This window comes from Halomonas sp. LS-001 (genome assembly GCF_052983955.1).
This window is the reverse complement of record NZ_CM129816.1, coordinates 892,983-910,866: the sequence shown is the minus strand read 5'-3', so window position 1 is coordinate 910,866 and position 17,884 is coordinate 892,983. Positions and strand designations below refer to the sequence as shown.

Annotated in this window: 4 protein-coding genes; 2 read left to right on the top strand and 2 right to left on the bottom strand. The window is 56.5% G+C overall.

Annotation, left to right across the window (positions count from 1 at the left end; translation table 11 throughout):
* The first annotated feature begins 81 nt into the window (after window positions 1–81).
* Both ACU6TU_RS03930 and ACU6TU_RS03925 read left to right on the top strand, forming a co-directional pair.
* On the top strand, window positions 82–15,126 hold the full coding sequence (locus tag ACU6TU_RS03930; RefSeq protein ID WP_447143280.1) for an MBG domain-containing protein: 15,045 nt from the start codon (window positions 82–84) through the stop codon (window positions 15,124–15,126).
* Window positions 15,126–16,751, top strand: a complete 1,626-nt coding sequence (locus ACU6TU_RS03925) for a ShlB/FhaC/HecB family hemolysin secretion/activation protein (RefSeq protein ID WP_447143279.1) — start codon at window positions 15,126–15,128, stop codon at window positions 16,749–16,751. The genes ACU6TU_RS03930 and ACU6TU_RS03925 overlap by 1 nt, the downstream gene beginning before the upstream one ends.
* On the opposite strand, the gene ACU6TU_RS03920 is transcribed toward ACU6TU_RS03925, so the two are convergent.
* A complete protein-coding gene (locus ACU6TU_RS03920) occupies window positions 16,752–16,970 on the bottom strand; it encodes a DUF1653 domain-containing protein (RefSeq protein WP_447143278.1) in 219 nt (72 codons plus the stop codon).
* A complete protein-coding gene (gene tcdA, locus ACU6TU_RS03915; RefSeq protein WP_447143277.1) occupies window positions 16,967–17,869 on the bottom strand; it encodes a tRNA cyclic N6-threonylcarbamoyladenosine(37) synthase TcdA in 903 nt (300 codons plus the stop codon). The genes ACU6TU_RS03920 and tcdA overlap by 4 nt, the downstream gene beginning before the upstream one ends.
* Between the last annotated feature and the right edge of the window lie 15 nt (window positions 17,870–17,884).

The following is a 17,884-nucleotide window of genomic DNA, read 5'->3' as shown; positions in this document are numbered from 1 at the left end:
CCCATGTAGCGCTGAGTGGAAGTCAACCTTTTGCCCATAAGTCACACTGATTAACAAACCGTTATTCGCAAGGGGCATACCATGAACCGGATATTTCGCACCGTTTGGAACGCCGCCAAGGGCCGTTGGCAAGTTGCTTCTGAAGCTGTCAGAAGCAGGAGCAAGCGCGTCACACGTCGATCACGGTCTGTGGGCACGGTGGCTTCCCTGGCCACTGGCAGTTTGCTACTGCTGCCTCTTAGCGCCTTGGGTGGGGGCTTGCCTTCAGGTGGTGAAATACGCGCCGGTAGCGGCACTATTGAGCAGTCCGGCAATACCATGCGGATCAACCAGACCACTGACCGCATGGCCATGGACTGGGATGATTTTTCCGTAGAGGAAGGCCATCGCGTTGACTTCAACCAGCCTAGCCGTGATGCGGCGGCCCTTAACCGCGTGACAGGCGATCAGGTCTCGCAGATTCGCGGTGCGATTAACGCCAATGGCCAGGTCTTTCTGGTCAACCCCAATGGCGTGGTATTTGGCGACACTGCCCAGGTGGATGTAGGCGGGCTCGTCGCATCAACGCTGGATATCAGCCCGGAAGACTTTATGGCGGGCGACTTCACCTTTGAAGGCAGCAGCAGTAACGCCATCATCAACCAGGGCAATATTCGTACCGCAGAGGATGGCTACGTTGCCCTGATTGCCACTGAAATCATCAACCGTGGCAATATTGAAGCCCCGCGTGGGGATGTGATGATGGGCGCAGGCAGCCGGGTAACCCTCGATATGGGTGGCCCCATCAAAATCGAGGTCGAAGAAGCGCTGCTGGACACCTACATCGAACAAGGCGGTGCCATCAAGGCAGATGGCGGGCGTGTCTATCTGACCGCCAAGGCCGCAGGCGACCTCGCCGCCAGCGTGATCAACCACACCGGCGTGACCCAAGCCAGAACCCTCGCTGAGAACGAGCAGGGTGAAATCTGGCTGATGGGCGATATGGACAGCGGCGAAACCCAGGTAGCAGGCACTCTGGATGCATCCGCGCCCTCTTCTCTCAACCCCGAAGGCGGCAACGGCGGTTTTGTGGAAACCAGTGCGGCCAAGGTCAGCATTATGGACGAAGCCACTGTCACCACCCGCGCCGATAACGGCGAGACCGGTGAATGGCTGATTGATCCGCAGGATTACACCGTAGCCGCGGAAGGCGGCGATATGACCGGTACGCAGCTTTCTGATGGCCTGGCCAATAACAACGTCACCATTGAAAGCATAAACGGGGCTGAAGACGGCAACGGCGATATCTTCTTCAACGACGAGATCGCTTGGCAAAGCGGCAACCAGTTAACCCTGAATGCCCAGCGCGATATTGAAATCAATGAAGAAATGGATGCCAGCCAAGGCGGTGGCGGCAAACTGGCGCTGGAATATGGCCAAAATGACGCTGGCGGCGAGTACCGAATTAATGCGCCAGTTAACCTGCAGGCCGGTCAGAATTTCTCGACAAAATCAGGCAGCACTGGCGATGTGCGCGAGTTTACTGTCATTAACGAGCTAGAGAGGGTCGTCGATTACACCGATGGTACGCTTGCCCCCATCCAATACTACGCGTTAGGTACAGACCTTGATGCCAGTGAAACGAAAAGCTGGAATGAAAATAAAGGCTGGCAACCGCTTGGCAATGAAAGTCTCCGTTTCGCAGGCAGATTTGATGGTCTCGGCCATACCATCACAGGGCTGACGATCAATCGGCCGGACCAGGATGATGTTGGCCTCTTCGGTGCGACCAACACGGATAGTGATATTCGCAATATTGGTTTGGTAGATGTGAACATAAAAGGCAAGGATAACGTCGGCGGGCTGGTCGGACATGATCAGAACCATATCACTAATGCCTACGTTACCGGGTCAGTCACTGGTGTAGAAAGAGTCGGCGGACTCGTTGGGAACAACTCCGAGGGAAGCATCGAAAACACCTACGCCACCAGTGACGTGACAGGCTCTCGCAGTGTCGGCGGGCTGGTAGGGGCTACAGATGACAACATCACAAACTCCTTCGCGACTGGCGCCGTCACCGCCGATGAAGAAGCTTCTATTACAAGATACATCGGTGGGCTCGTCGGCTACAGTTTTCAGAGTAATCTCGAAAACGTCTACGCTACTGGCACAGTAGTTAACAACGATAAAAGCGACGATGAACACGTCGGCGGGCTCGTCGGTGAAAGCTACCAGACCACTTTCGAAAACGTCTATGCGACTGGCGCAGTAACCGGGGGTAACAAAGCTGGTGGGCTAATTGGTAGCAGCGAGGAAAGCACAATCATCAATGCCTACGCCACCGGCAGCGTAAAGGGTAACCAGGATGTCGGCGGACTGGTGGGTTACAACGCCAACGGCTCCACGGTCAGCAACACCTATGCCACCGGCAGCGTGACAGGCACCGACCGCGTCGGCGGGCTAGTAGGGTATAATTCAACCAGCGCCATCACCAATGCATATGCCACCGGCAGGGTGGTGGCGCAGAACGGTTCCGCACAGGGTGGACTGGTCGGGTCCAGCACAGTAAACAGCAGTATCACGGCCACCTACTTCAACAAGACAACGACCGGACAGGACGATGGCGTTGGAGTTGCTCCTGCCAACTCAACGAGTCCAACTGGCCTTGACACTGCTGAAATGCAGCAAGCAGACATTTTTATCAACGCAGGTTGGAATGCCAATGAGAATGTATGGTCTTTTGATGGATACGCCTTTCGCCCCTATTTAACTGACGTTACCCAAGATAAACCTACACTTTTTGACGGCGGCTTTGGCACTGAAGAGGAGCCCTTCACCCTCACCACTTGGCAGCAGTTACAGAACATCAATTTCAACACCGATGTATTGACGGGTGATTACCACTATGTGCTGCAAAATGACCTGAATACCGACGCTGAAGGCTACAGCGAGCTGGCCAGTGCGACTGCCAACTCTGACAAAGGCTGGGAGCCGATAGGTGATGATTCCACTCCCTTCACTGGCCACTTTGATGGCGGTGACAAAACGATCAGTGATTTCAATATAGTACGGAACCGAGCGAATATCGGGCTATTTGGGGTCGCCACGGATGCCACCATTGGAGACTTAAACCTCAGCAATCCTGATGTTTTAACTCTAGGCGTTAGTTACCAGACCGGTGCCCTGGCGGGTAAAATTGAAGGTAGCACTCTGGATAATATCACTGTCATTGGTGATCAGGGAGCCGTCTCAGGCAATACCGCTGTAGGAGGGTTGGTCGGAACGGCCATGAACTCTACAGTTCGCAACAGTGAATCCAGCGTTAATGTTACTGTCGACCCAAGCTCCTTTGATGCCGGTGGATTGGTTGGATACAACGATCAAACCCTGATTGAAGATAGTTCAGCCAGTGGCAACGTGAGTGGCGGCGCACATGTAGGCGGGTTGGTCGGCAGTAACATAGATAGCACTATTCGCAATTCACAGGCCACTGGTAACGTCACGATTCCTGATAGCGCCGATAAAGTGACACGCGGCTACGCAGGCGGCTTTGTGGGCAAAAACGAAGGCATCATTGAAAATGCCTCGGCCAGTGGTGATGTCACCGGGCTTGTTGGCAACGAGTTTGCCGGTGACAATCTCTTGGGCATCGGCAGTTTCGCCGGAGATAACAAAGGCACCCTACGCAACGTGGAAGCCAGCGGCACAGTCACTGTGGAAGACGCCACGGGCGATGAAACCATCGTTGCCGACGGCCTCCTGGGCCGCAATACCGGCTTGTTGATGAATGGTCTGGCGGCAAACAGCAACACCGCCCACTGGCTGAATCCTGATGACTCATTATCTATTACAGATCAATCCGCGGATGACACGGAGATTGCAGCTGATGCCATTAGCGATCGACTGGAGTCGGGGACTAACGTAGCCATCGCCACGACCGGCGCAGGAGACGACAACGGCGATATTTTCGTCAACGATGAAGTTGCCTGGAGCAGCGGCAACACCCTCACCCTGAACGCCCAGCGGGACATCACTATCAACGCCGAGATGGATGCCAGTGAAGGGAGCGGTGGCATACTGGCGCTGAAGTACGGCCAAGACTCAAACGATGGCGGGTCTGCGCGCTTTACCGCCAATGCGCCGGTCAATCTGCAAGCAGGCCAGAACTTCTCCACCCAATTCGGCAGTAACGGCGACGTGCTGGACTTCACCGTCATCACCGAACTGGGCGAAGAAACCAGCTACGCCGACGGCACCCTGCAAGCCATGCGCGATGATTTAGAGGGGCACTACGCGCTCGGGGCTGATATTGATGCCAGTGTTACCAAAGACTGGGATGGTGAAAAAGGTTGGGAACCGGTTAGTCTAGGTTTGTTCTCCGGCCAAGGATTTAGAGGTGAATTTGACGGTCTCGGTCATAAAATTTCAGAACTGACGATTAACCGTCCTGACGAAAATGACATTGGTTTATTTGCAGGCTCATCTAATACGAATATCCAGAACATTAGCTTAATAGATGTGGATATGGTCGGTAATAATCGCGTCGGTAGCATAGCTGGATTTCATGACTCTACATCTATTCATAATAGCCACGCTACGGGCAGCATAGAGGGTAAGGATCAATTCGCTGGTGGTCTCGTTGGAGGGCTACTAGGTGCTGAAATTTCCCGTAGCTCAGCGACTGTACAAGTTAAGGGAGTTGAGTTTGTTGGTGGATTGGCCGGAGCAGTAGGTAATAATTCTAGTGTTTACAGTAGTTATGCGACCGGTCAAGTAGAGGGAAACAAAGACGTAGGCGGTCTGGTAGGCGTAGTAAATGCGGCAGCTCCTGTTGAAGAAAGCTACGCTACGGGCAATGTAACCGGCATCCAAAATATCGGCGGGCTGATCGGGCGTAGCGAAAATTCTGTAGTTAACACCTACGCTATTGGTAATGTAACCGGCAACGAAAATGTCGGTGGGCTCATAGGTCTAGATGACGGTGGTAGCGTCAATGCTAGTTTTTATGCCACTACTGATGCCAACGGCAACTCGATTACTGATGACCACACTAACACCATCGCCACTGGTCTCATCTCCGCTGGAATGCAGCAATCAGAAACCTTTATCGATGCTGGTTGGGATGAGGCCATCTGGTCATTTGGGCCGGGTGCAGACTCCGCCGGTTACGGCGTTTCCCGCCCATACCTGACTAATGTCACCCGTGATGAAGATATACCTGATCAAACCCTGCTGTTTGACGGCGGCTATGGCACTGAAGCCCAGCCCTTCACCCTCACCGACTGGCAACAGTTACAGAACATCAATCACAACACTGACGTTTTATCCGGTGGGTACTACTACGCGCTGGAGAATGACCTGGACACCAACACCAGCGGCTACGCCGAGCTGGCCAGCTCTACGGCGAATGACAATAAAGGCTGGAAGCCGATTGGCATTGATATTGACAACAACTTCATTGGTACTTTTGATGGCCTCGGTAACCTGGTTTCAGATCTCAATATTAATCGGCCAGATGAAGACTTTGTGGGGCTTTTCGGGTTAGCAAGTAGAGATTCTTCTGCCCCCCCCATGACAACCATCAAAAATATCGGACTAACAGATGCAAAAATAACCGGAGACAGGTTTGTCGGTGGCTTAGTTGGCTATGCTGAGTATTCAAGTTTTGAAAATATCGCAATTAGCAATATTGAAATAGAGGCTAACCGATATGCAGGTGGTTTACTTGGTTATATCTGGAATGACAGCGGGTGGACTGCCTGGTCAAATTCCGATGACTTATCGATCAAATCCTCGTACTCCTCAGGAGTCATAAATGCAAATAACGATGAATATGCCGGTGGCTTGATTGGCGAAGCCTATTCAGAAAATGGATTGCTAATACATATAGAAGATAGCTACAGCACGGCTGATGTCAACGGCATTGATGATGTGGGCGGACTCGTTGGCAGAACAAATGATGTAACGATCAACAATTCGTATGCTTCTGGTGCAGTGAATGGAACTGGAGACCATCTGGGCGGACTGGTAGGTCGCGCTACTCAAAGTATCGATATAAATAACAGCTTTTGGGATGTTGACACCACCGGTATCGGCTCAGCGGGTGACAACAACTTCGGTGCTACTGGCCTGACCTCCGCCGAAATGCAGCAAGCGGCTATTTTTGCCGACGCCGGATGGGATGAAAACATCTGGTCGTTGGGCGGCAATAATATCGCAGGCTATGCAGCTTTCAGGCCATACCTTACCAATGTGACTGCCGACGCAGACATCCCCGATCAAAACCTGTTGTTTGACGATGGCTTTGGCACGGAAGACGAACCCTTCACCCTCACCGACTGGCAACAGTTACAGAACATCAATCACAACACTGACGTTTTATCCGGTGGGTACTATTACGCGCTGGAGAATGACCTGGACACCAACACCAGCGGCTATGCCGAGCTGGCCAGTGCCACGGCGGATGAGGGTAAAGGCTGGGAGCCGATAGGTACTTTCAACAACCGCTCCACCCGCTTCGCAGGCACGTTCGATGGCCTTGGGCATACGTTATCAGATATGCATATTAACCGGCCTACTGAAGATTTCGTGGGACTTTTTGGCGCGGTAAGTAATAATTCAAACACTCCCACTACGACCATAAAAAACATCGGGTTATCTGACGCAACAGTGATAGGAAAAGAATATGTTGGTGGCCTGTCCGGTTATGCTGAGTTTTCGGATTTCGAAAACATATCTATTAACGACATAACACTGAATGCGGAAGAATATGCAGGCGGTGCAATCGGCTACCTTTTCAATGATGTTGATGAGTGGAGCTCTGACATATCAATTAAATCCTCTTATTCTTCAGGCACAATAAACAGCACGACTGGTTATGCCGGTGGCCTGATTGGTGAGGCCTATTCTTGGTTAGGAAGCGGAAATGTTGTTTATATAAATGTAGAAGACAGCTACAGCTTGGCTCAGGTCAACGGTAATAATGCTTTAAGCGGTCTCCTTGGTAGCGCGGAGGCGGTAACGATCAAAAATTCTTACGCTTCTGGTGCAGTGAATGGAACTGGAGACAACCTGGGCGGACTGGTAGGTCTTGCCTATCGAAGTGGCGATAATGTATCAATACTCAACAGCTTCTGGGATGTTGAAACCACCGGCATCGGCGAAGCGGGTGACGACAACTTCGGTGCCACCGGGCTGACCTCCGCCGATATGCAACGAGCGGCCATTTTTGCCGACGCGGGATGGGATGAGAACGTCTGGTCATTAGGCGGCAACCGCGTCGCCGGTTACGGTCTTTCACGCCCCTACTTAACCAATGTCACCCGCGATGAAGATATTCCTGATCAAACTCTGCTGTTTGACGATGGCTTTGGCACGGAAGACCAACCCTTCACCCTCACCGACTGGCAGCAGCTGCAGAATATCAACCACAACGATGATGTGCTGACTGGCGGCTATTATTACGCCCTGGCGAATGATTTAGGTACAGACACCAGTGGCTACAATGAGCTGGCTAGCGCGACCGCCAATTCTGATAAGGGTTGGGAGCCGATAGGTAATAACTCCGATGCCTTCACTGGCCACCTTGATGGCGGCAATAATACGATCAGTGACTTTTTCACTGTGGCAAGTAACCGTGATGATATCGGGCTATTTGGAGTCGCGTCAGACGCCACCTTTCAACACTTAACCCTCAACAATCCTAACGTTCAAACCACTCACTACGGTTACCGAACCGCAGCCTTGGCAGGCCAGATTAATAACAGCACCCTGGATAATATTACTGTCCGTGGTGATCAGGCGGACATTTCAGGCTATGAAGCCGTAGGGGGATTGGTCGGAATGGCCATAAACTCTACGATTCGCAACAGTGAATCCAGCGTTAACATCACTGTCGATCCAAGCTCCTTTGACGCCGGTGGATTGGTTGGACACATCGATCTAACCACGATAGAAAATAGCTCAGCCAGTGGCAATGTAAGTGGCGGCGCGCATGTAGGTGGATTAGTCGGCTGGAGCATCGATAGCACTATTCGCAATTCACAGGCCACTGGAAACGTTACGATTCCTAATAATGCCAGCGAAGTGACACGGGGTTACGCGGGCGGCTTTGTCGGCCGAAACGAAGGCACCATTGAAAACGCCTCGGCCAGCGGTGATGTAACCGGGCTTGTTGGCGACGATTTCGCCGGTGACAGCCTGGGCGTAGGCAGTTTCGCCGGTGATAACTCGGGCACGCTGGACAATGTGGAAGCCAGCGGTACGGTGACCGTGAAAGACGCCACAGCAAATGAAACTGCCGTTGCCGACGGTCTTTTAGGGCGCAATTCCGGCCTGCTGGCGAACGGCCTGGCGGTCAACAGCAACACCGCCCACTGGCGGCAGAATTATGAATCATTCCTGATCACGGATCAGCCTTCCATTGGCACCGAGATTGCACCTGATGACATTCGTGGGCGATTGGATTCAGGGATCAACGTGGCCATCACCACCACTGGCAATGGTGGCAATATCAGCGCACAAGACCCGGTTGATCTCGGCGATGCCAGCGGGCATGACGCCGTGTTAACCCTTGACGCTGTCAAGGAAATTTCACTGGAGAGCCAGCAGGCCTTACGACTGGGTAATGTTTCGGCTGGCGATGCCATTGATATTGCCACCAGAGTTGGTGACCTGACCCTGACAGGTGATATCACAACGGCTGACACGTCGGACCAAGCGATAGTACTGAACGCTGGAGCCAGCCAGGAAGCAGGCACCGCCAGCGGCGGCGATATTGTTCACACCAATGGTGATCTCACGACGGGCAACAATGGACGCGCACTGCTCTACACCGGCAGCCTCTCGGGTAGCGAAGCCATTGCGGAGTTAGTTGAAACCGGGGATTTCCGCTACAACAGCAATGAAGCCACCAGCAACTTCACGGCAGCGCTGGATGCAGATGCACCGCGTCATCTGATCTACCGTGAACAGCCTGAAATTCTGGTCAGTGCCGACGGTAAAACCATCACCTACGGCGACAACGTGCCATCAGGTTATGACCTGCAAGACACGCGTGGGTTTGTTAACGATGACGACAAAAGCATCCTGGATGGCACCCCCAGCTGGTCGGTCGAAAGCGACCTTTCCAACGCTGGCTATCAAGTCGCGGGTGACCACCGCATTAACTATGTCGATGGCCTGACGAACCCGCTGGGCTACGCCATTGTTAACGACGTTGATCAAGCTGGCGCGCTCACCGTTGACCCTCTGATGCTGACCGCCACCGGGATTGCCGACACAAAATCCATCTACGGCGAAGAGCTCACACCAGGGGATGTGATGCTAGAGGGAGTGTTGGACGATGATCTGGCTGTGGCTGAGGCCACAGTGGCGAATGTCAGTTTGAGCTCTTCCAACAACGTCAATGTGGGTACTTACGATCAAACCGTCGATACCAACAGCCTGCATGGCGAGGATGCCTCCAATTATGCATTGGCTGAATTTACCCAGCCAAATAGCGCTGACGTCACTCCGCGCCAATTAACCGTCATCGCCAACAGTGGCACCACCACCTACGATGGCACCGAGCAAACCGTCACCGGCTTCAGCGCCACCGGGCTGGTGAGTGGTGAGGACGAAACCGTGCTCACCAACGTCAGCACCACCGGCGGTAGCGGCATCGATGCGGGCAGCTACGTTCATGCTATTGACGGCACCGCAAAAAACTACAACCTGAGCTTTGAAAACGGCAGCCTGACCATCGACAAAGCCAATGCCACCGCTATCGCCAACAGCGACACCACCACCTACGATGGCACCGAACAGGCCGTCACCGGCTTCAGCGCCACCGGGCTGGTGAATGGTGAGGACGAAACCGTGCTTACCAACGTCAGCACCACGGGCGGCAGCGGCACCGATGCGGGCAGCTACGTTCATGCTATTGACGGCACCGCGAAAAACTACAACCTGAGCTTTGAAAACGGCAGCCTGACCATCGACAAAGCCGATGCCACCGTTATCGCCAACAGCGACACCACCACCTACGATGGCACCGAGCAGGCCGTTACCGGCTTCAGCGCCACCGGGCTGGTGAATGGTGAGAACGAGGCCGTGCTTACCAACGTCAGCACCACCGGCGGCAGTGGCATTGATGCGGGCAGCTATACCCATACCGCAGAGGGCAACGCAAAAAACTACAACCTGAGCTTTAAAGACGGCAGCCTGACCATCGACAAGGCTGATGCCACCGTTATCGCCAACAGTGACACCACCACCTACGATGGCACCGAGCAGGCCGTCACCGGCTTCAGCGCTACCGGGCTGGTGAAGGGTGAGGACGAAGCCGTGCTCACTAACGTCAGCACCACGGGCGGCAACGGCACCGATGCGGGCAGCTACGTTCATGCTATTGACGGCACCGCGAAAAACTACAACCTGAGCTTTGAAGACGGCAGCCTGACCATCGACAAGGCCAATGCCACCGTTATCGCCAACAGCGACACCACCACCTACGATGGCACCGAGCAGTCCGTTACCGGCTTCACCGCCACCGGGCTGGTGAAGGGTGAGGACGAAACCGTGCTCACCGACGTCAGCACCACCGGCGGCAGCGGCATCGATGCGGGCAGCTATACCCATACCGCAGAGGGCAACGCAAAAAACTACAACCTGAGCTTTGAAGACGGCAGCTTGACCATCGACAAAGCCCATGCGACCGTCATCGCCAACAGCGACACCACCACCTACGATGGCACCGAGCAGGCTGTCACCGGCTTCAGCGCTACCGGGCTGGTGAGTGGTGAGGACGAAGCCGTGCTCACTAACGTCAACACCACCGGCGGCAGCGGCATCGATGCGGGCAGCTATACCCATATCCCAGAGGGCACCGCGGAAAACTATAACCTGAGCTTTGAAAACGGCAGCCTGACCATCGACAAGGCCAATGCCACCGTTATCGCCAACAGCGACACCACCACCTACGATGGCACTGAGCAGGCCGTTACTGGTTTCAGCGCTACCGGGCTGGTGAGTGGTGAGGACGAGGCCGTGCTCACCAACGTCAGCACCACCGGCGGCAGCGGCACCGATGCGGGCAGCTACGTTCATGCTATTGACGGCACCGCGAAAAACTACAACCTCAGCTTTAAAGACGGCAGCCTGACCATCGACAAGGCCGATGCCATCGTCATCGCCAACAGCGACACCACCACCTACGATGGCACCGAGCAGGCCGTTACCGGCTTCAGTGCCACCGGGCTGGTGAAGGGTGAGGACGAAGCCGTGCTCACTAACGTCAGCACCACGGGCGGCAACGGCACCGATGCGGGCAGCTACGTTCATGCTATTGACGGCACCGCGAAAAACTACAACCTGAGCTTTGAAGACGGCAGCCTGACCATCGACAAGGCCAATGCCACCGTTATCGCCAACAGCGACACCACCACCTACAATGGCACCGAGCAGGCCGTCACCGGCTTCAGCGCCACCGGGCTGGTGAAGGGTGAAGACGAAACCGTGCTCACCGACGTCAGCACCACGGGCGGCAGCGGCACCGATGCGGGCAGCTACGTTCATGCTATTGACGGCACCGCGAAAAACTACAACCTGAGCTTTGAAGACGGCAGCCTGACCATCGACAAGGCCGATGCCATCGTCATCGCCAACAGCGACACCACCACTTACGATGGCACCGAGCAGGCCGTTACCGGCTTCACCGCCACCGGGCTGGTGAAGAGTGAGGACGAAGCCGTACTCACTAACGTCAGCACCACCGGCGGCAGCGGCACCGATGCGGGTAGCTATACCCACACCGCAGACGGCACCGCAAAAAACTACAATCTGAGCTTTGAAGACGGCAGCCTGACCATCGACCAGGCCAATGCCACCGTTATCGCCAACAGCGACACCACCACCTACGATGGCACCGAGCAGGCCGTTACCGGCTTCAGCGCCACCGGGCTGGTGAATGGTGAGGACGAAGCTGCGCTCACTAACGTCAGCACCACGGGCGGCAGCGGCACCGATGCGGGCAGCTACGTTCATGCTATTGACGGCACCGCGAAAAACTACAACCTGAGCTTTGAAGACGGCAGCCTGACCATCGACAAGGCCGATGCCATCGTTATCGCCAACAGCGACACCACCACTTACGATGGCACCGAGCAGGCCGTTACCGGCTTCAGCGCCACCGGGCTGGTGAAGAGTGAGGACGAAGCCGTACTCACTAACGTCAGCACCACCGGCGGCAGTGGCACCGATGCGGGCCGCTATACCCATATCGCAGAGGGCAACGCGAAAAACTACAACCTGAGCTTTAAAGACGGCAGCCTGACCATCGACAAGGCCAATGCCACCGTTATCGCCAACAGCGATACCACTACCTACGATGGCACCGAGCAAGCCGTCACAGGCTTCAGCGCTACCGGCCTGGTAAATGGTGAGGACGAAACCGTGCTCACCAACGTCAGCACCACGGGCGGCAGCGGCACCGATGCGGGCAGCTACGTTCATGCTATTGACGGCACCGCGAAAAACTACAACCTGAGCTTTGAAGACGGCAGCCTGACCATCGACAAAGCCAATGCCAGCGTTATCGCCAACAGCGACACCACCACCTACGATGGCACCGAGCAGGCCGTTACCGGCTTCACCGCCATCGGGCTGGTGAATGGTGAGGACGAAACCGTGCTCACCGACGTCAGCACCACGGGCGGCAGCGGCATCGATGCGGGCAGCTACGTTCATGCTATTGACGGCACCGCGAAAAACTACAATCTGAGCTTTGAAGACGGCAGCCTGACCATCGACAAAGCCAATGCCACCGTTATCGCCAACAGCGACACCACCACCTACGATGGCACCGAGCAGGCCGTCACCGGCTTCAGCGCCACCGGGCTGGTGAATGGTGAGGACGAAGCCGTGCTCACCAACGTCAGCACCACGGGCGGTAGTGGCATTGATGCGGGCAGCTATACCCATACCGCAGAGGGCAACGCAAAAAACTACAACCTGAGCTTTAAAGACGGCAGCCTGACCATTGACCCGCGTCCGATCACTGTCAGCGCCGATGATAAGGAGAAAGAGCAAGGCGAACCGGATCCTACGCTGACATTTTCTACCGGCTGTGGAAGCCTTACAGAAAGCTGTGGCTTGGTGCCTGATGACGAATTGGCGGGTAATCTATCGCGTCAACCGGGGGAAGACGCTGGAAACTACAACATTAATCAGGGCGATGTGGACGAAAATCGCAACCCCAACTACGCGATTGACTTTATGTCAGGCGAGCTAGCCATCGCGGCAGCCCCGATTCCTGAGCCAGAGCCCGAGCCGGAACCCGAACCTGAGCCCGAGCCAGAACCTGAGCCAGAGCCCGAGCCGGAACCCGAACCTGAGCCCGAGCCAGAACCTGAGCCTGAGCCTGAGCCCGAACCAGAACCAGAACCAGAACCAGAGCCCGAGCCAGAACCTGAGCCTGAGCCTGAGCCGGAACCCGAGCCTGAACCTGAGCCTGAGCCTGAGCCTGAGCCAGAACCCGAGCCTGAGCCTGAGCCTGAGCCGGAACCTGAGCCCGAGCCGGAACCGGAGCCCGAACCGGAGCCCGAGCCGGAACCTGAGCCCGAACCGGAACCAGAGCCGGAACCTGAGCCGGAACCCGAGCCCGAGCCTGAACCCGAGCCTGAACCCGAGCCCGAGCCCGAGCCGGAACCTGAGCCCGAACCGGAACCAGAGCCGGAACCTGAGCCGGAACCCGAGCCCGAGCCTGAACCCGAGCCTGAACCCGAGCCTGAACCCGAGCCTGAGCCCGAGCCGGAACCCGAGCCTGAACCTGAGCCCGAACCTGAACCCGAGCCGGAGCCCGAACCTGAGCCAGAGCCGGAGCCGGAGCCAGAACCCGAGCCGGAACCTGAACCCGAGCCGGAGCCGGAGCCGGAGCCTGAACCTGAGCCGGAACCTGAGCCCGAGCCTGAGCCTGAGCCCGAGCCTGAGCCGGAGCCGGAGCCTGAGCCAGAGCCCGAGCCTGAGCCTGAGCCGGAGCCGGAGCCGGAGCCAGAACCCGAGCCCGAGCCCGAGCCGGAGCCGGAGCCGGAGCCAGAACCCGAGCCCGAGCCCGAGCCGGAGCCCGAACCGGAGCCTGAACCTGAGCCGGAACCGGAGCCTGAGCCCGAGCCTGAACCTGAGCCGGAACCAGAACCCGAGCCCGAGCCCGAGCCGGAACCGGAGCCCGAGCCCGAACCTGAGCCTGAGCCCGAACCAGAACCAGAACCAGAACCAGAACCAGAGCCCGAGCCAGAACCTGAGCCGGAGCCGGAACCCGAGCCTGAACCTGAGCCTGAGCCAGAACCCGAGCCTGAGCCTGAGCCTGAGCCTGAGCCTGAGCCTGAGCCTGAGCCTGAGCCTGAGCCCGAGCCGGAACCCGAGCCCGAACCGGAGCCAGAACCTGAGCCCGAGCCTGAGCCTGAGCCCGAACCGGAGCCAGAGCCAGAACCTGAGCCGGAACCGGAGCCTGAGCCCGAGCCAGAGCCCGAGCCGGAACCTGAGCCCGAGCCGGAACCTGAGCCAGAGCCCGAGCCGGAACCTGAGCCCGAGCCAGAGCCGGAACCTGAGCCGGAACCTGAACCTGAGCCGGAACCTGAACCTGAACCCGAGCCGGAACCTGAGCCTAAGCCTGAGCCGGAGCCCGAGCCAGAGCCCGAGCCGGAACCTGAGCCCGAGCCGGAACCTGAGCCAGAGCCAGAGCCGGAACCTGAGCCGGAACCTGAACCTGAACCCGAGCCGGAACCTGAGCCTGAGCCTGAGCCAGAACCTGAGCCTGAACCCGAGCCTGAGCCCGAGCCTGAGCCCGAGCCGGAGCCGGAGCCCGAGCCCGAGCCGGAGCCGGAGCCCGAGCCGGAACCCGAGCCCGAGCCGGAACCTGAGCCGGAACCTGAGCCCGAACCTGAGCCTGAACCCGAGCCCGAGCCCGAGCCCGAGCCAGAGCCTGAACTGAACTCAAACATCGATGCGGTGATTAATCAGACCCGTCAGGGTGCATCATCAGACGCACCCGAAGGCGACATGAGTCGAGTCACTCCATTGACCGATGACACGGCAACGGTTGGCGGCGTCGAGATTATCAATCAAGGCATTAACACAGACCTGAATGACGACGATGAGGATGACAACTAATGCACTATGATCCACTGAACAAACGCTCACTCATCATGACGGCGGTGTGCCTGGTCAGCACACTCCCCTTGATCAGTCAGGCACAAACAGCGCCGGATGCAGGTCGTATTTTACGCGACACTTTACCGGATAATACCTATCAACCTCGCCGCTCTTCGATCAATATCAACCTACAGGGAGCACCACTGACCGAAGGCGATGCCGAGGGCCGGGAGGTGCGTATCAACGAGCTACTGATCAGTGGTAATCGTGTATATGACGATCCCACACTGCTAGCGCAGGTAAATCACCTGTTGGCTAAAGACCATGACATGGCAGGTTTGCGGGAAATAAGTAATCGTATCAGCCGTTTCTATCGTGAAAATGGCTACCCTTTTGCCCAGGCCCTTTTACCCAGACAGGACATCAGCCAGGGTTCTCTGGAAATCCGTGTTATGGAAGGCAATTACGGCGAAGTGGCGGTCACCGGGGATGATGAGTCACTAGCAGACAGCATGGCGCCTTATCTGTCAGACCTTCACTCTGGAGATGTTATTCAAGGCGACCAACTGGAGCGCATTGCGCTTTTGATGAGCGACTTGCCCGGCGTTAGTGTCACGCCGGTCATGCGGCCGGGTGAAGCATCCGGCACAGGCGACCTGATCACTGAAGTAGCTGCTGATAATCGGATACATAGCTATGTGGGTGTGGATAATTACGGTAGCCGCTCTTCTGGCGAGGGGCGCGTTACCGTCGGCGCTCAAGCTAACCGGGTTCTGAAAGTCGGCGACCAGGTCAGCCTGACAGCGCTCTACTCGGAAGAGGATTTATGGCTGGGGCAATTCTCCTACTCTCTTCCGGTAGGCTATCAGGGCTGGCGTGCCGAGGTTTCTTATGCGCGCACGGAATATGACCTGAAAGCCCCCTTCCGAGGCTTTACCGGCACGGCAGATACCAGCCGTTTCCAATTAAGCTATCCACTGGTGCGTCGACAGCAGACCAACCTGACCGCCTCTTTCGGGGTAGAATACACGGAATTGAACGATCGCTTCGAAGGTGAAAGCTATCAGAAGCGCTACGGGCACAGCTGGCCCCTGGCTCTTCAGTTTGATCATCGAGACGCGCTAGGCAAGGGTGGCGTCACCTTTGGGCAAGTGGGTCTCCAAAGTGGCCAGGTTAACAACCGAACAAACGAACAGGTGGAGGGACGTTATACCAAAGCGAATCTCAATCTTTCTCGCGTGCAAAACCTGGGTGGCAACTTCTCGCTGATGGCAAGCGGGGATATACAGTGGGCAGACTCGTCGCTGGATTCTTCCGAAAACATGAGCCTGGGCGGGGCACGTGGCGTCAGGGCCTACCCACAGGGAGAGGTTAGCGGTAGCCGGGTATGGCTCACCCAACTGGAAGTCCGCTATCAGGCGACACCTGAACTTTCACCCTATGTTTTCTATGATCACGGCGCTCGTCAGGCATTTAATGACGAAGCCAGTGAAACCCTGGCGGGCGGTGGCGCGGGGATACGCTTCTCGAGTGGCCATTGGACAATCAATACAGCGGTAGCCACTCAGACAACAGGTGATGCTGAGTCACAGGACGAGCAGAGAGACCCACGGTTTTGGTTGTCTGCTCGATATACCTTTTAATTAGAACGCTTTCTCCAGAGCAAAGCGTGGCTGAGTGCGGCCTTCTTTTGTCACGCTTTCGGTAAACATCTCCAACGGGCGCACCCACAGGCCGTACTCACCGTATAGCGCCCGATACACCACCAGCGGCTCTTCACTTTCGCTATGCTGAGCCGTGCCAAGCACTTCGTAAAGGGCGCCTTTGTAATGACGATAAATACCTGGGACGGGGACGGTCATGATGCGGCTCCTTGATCAAGAGTGGCGTGTCGAGCTAGCCGGGCCAGCACCCGCGATGCGGCGACAAACCCGAAAGTGCCCGTGACAAAGGTGGCGGCACCAAACCCCGAGGCGCAGTCCAGGCGAGTGGCCTCACCGTTCGCGGGTTTTTGCGCGCACACTTCACCGTCAGCACTCGGGTAGACCAGTTGCTCATCGGAATAGACGCATTCCACTGAAAAGCGCCGCTTAGGATTTCGCGAGAACCCATGGTCCCGGCGCAGGCGTGAGCGCACCTTGGCCAACAAGGGGTCCTGCTCGGTACGGGTCAAATCCGCTACCTGGATGCGTGTAGGGTCGCTTTGACCACCCGCAGCACCGGTCACGGTAATCGGAATCTTGCGACGCTTGCACCAGGCAATTAACGCCGCTTTGGCGATCACGCTGTCAATCGCATCCACCACATGGCTGGCGTCATAAGGGAGTCGTTCCGCCAGATTCGTTGGCGTTACAAAGGCGCTATCTGCCACGACCGTCATCTCAGGGGCAATCAACCGGCAGCGCTCTGCCAACACCTCCACCTTGGGGCGGCCAATGGTGCCATCCAGTGCGTGGAGCTGGCGGTTGACGTTAGACACGCACACATCATCCAGATCAATCAGCGTCAGCTGGCCAATACCGGAGCGTGCCAGCGCTTCCGCCGCCCAGCTGCCCACGCCTCCAACGCCCACCACCACCACATGGGCCGCGCGGAAAGCCTCCACTGCACGGCTACCATACAGGCGACGAATACCACCAAAACGCAATGAATAGTCCTGCTGAAATGAATCGTCCGACTCAGGTAGCGCCTGAGCCGATAGTTCTTGAGGCGATAGTTCTTGAGGCGATAGTTCTTGAGGCGATAGATCCTGAACCGACATTAAAGCTCCAGAGTG

Excerpts from the sequence above, each read along its gene's own strand:
- ACU6TU_RS03930 (WP_447143280.1), top strand. The coding sequence starts at position 82 with ATGAACCGGATATTTCGCACCGTTTGGAACGCCGCCAAGGGCCGTTGG.
- ACU6TU_RS03925 (WP_447143279.1), top strand. The coding sequence starts at position 15,126 with ATGCACTATGATCCACTGAACAAACGCTCACTCATCATGACGGCGGTG.
- ACU6TU_RS03920 (WP_447143278.1), bottom strand. The coding sequence starts at position 16,970 with ATGACCGTCCCCGTCCCAGGTATTTATCGTCATTACAAAGGCGCCCTT.
- tcdA (WP_447143277.1), bottom strand. The coding sequence starts at position 17,869 with ATGTCGGTTCAGGATCTATCGCCTCAAGAACTATCGCCTCAAGAACTA.